The organism is Helicobacter sp. T3_23-1059 (assembly GCF_053654515.1).
In genome coordinates this window covers 1-834 of sequence record NZ_JBSIUV010000172.1, presented here as the reverse complement: position 1 = coordinate 834, position 834 = coordinate 1, and the positions used below count along the sequence as shown (strand labels likewise).

General features: G+C 28.3%; 1 protein-coding gene and 1 pseudogene. Both read left to right on the top strand.

Going from position 1 to position 834, the window contains the following annotated elements; genetic code table 11:
- Positions 1-600: hypothetical protein (locus ACWIX0_RS13885; RefSeq protein ID WP_454174570.1), on the top strand; the 600-nt coding region annotated here is incomplete at its 5' end.
- 4 nt (positions 601-604) lie between these two features.
- Positions 605-834: pseudogene (locus tag ACWIX0_RS13880) on the top strand (hypothetical protein); the annotation flags it as partial.

Below are 834 nucleotides of genomic sequence, written 5' to 3'. Positions count from 1 at the left end.
CAAGTTTTAAGGAGCTATAAAATGTTAATGTTATTGCAAAATGATAGTATTATCACGGTGTTTGGTGCTATTGCATTTTTTACACCTTTTCATATCGGATTGCTTTTTATTATGTTACCTACAATGTTTTTATATATTTACAAAAGATATAGTGTAAATATATTTTTTCATTTAGGTGCTATGGGATTAATTTATGTCCATATATTTGAGACTTTTATCGAGAAAAGCTTCGTTGGATATGGCACTATGGGAAGAATAGTGGTTGTATTTGTTGTTGCTACATATATATCGTTTATTCCACATTTATTATTTTGCATATATGCCACTATTTTTAATTATAGATATTTCAAATCATTGAATATAAAAGATAAATTTAGTTTGTGTGTCAAATCATTTTTTGCTGGGTTGGCTTTGACTTCTCTTTGCGCTTGTATGGTAAAAATTACGGCGGAAATGGATTATTTGTATAGTCATAATGACGCTATACAAATAATAAAACTATTAGAATTTACACTAACAATACTTGCAAATATCTCGCTTCTTGTATATATCATATATAAAGACATTAAATCATATTTGGCAAAAAAGAAAGTGGGGTAGTATTTTGAGCAAAGCACCTTTTTATGCTAACTATGATGAACTAATAGAGCATAACTTTACTCAAACTATTCTAAACAATAAAGAATCTACCATAAAAGGACATTACAACGAAACCATAACAAAAACTCACACCCAAGATATAGCCTTAGCTAAAATAATAAAAGTAGGTGCAGAATATAACACTAATGTAGCATTATCAAAAAATACTATCGTAGGCACAAGCAATACTTTAAG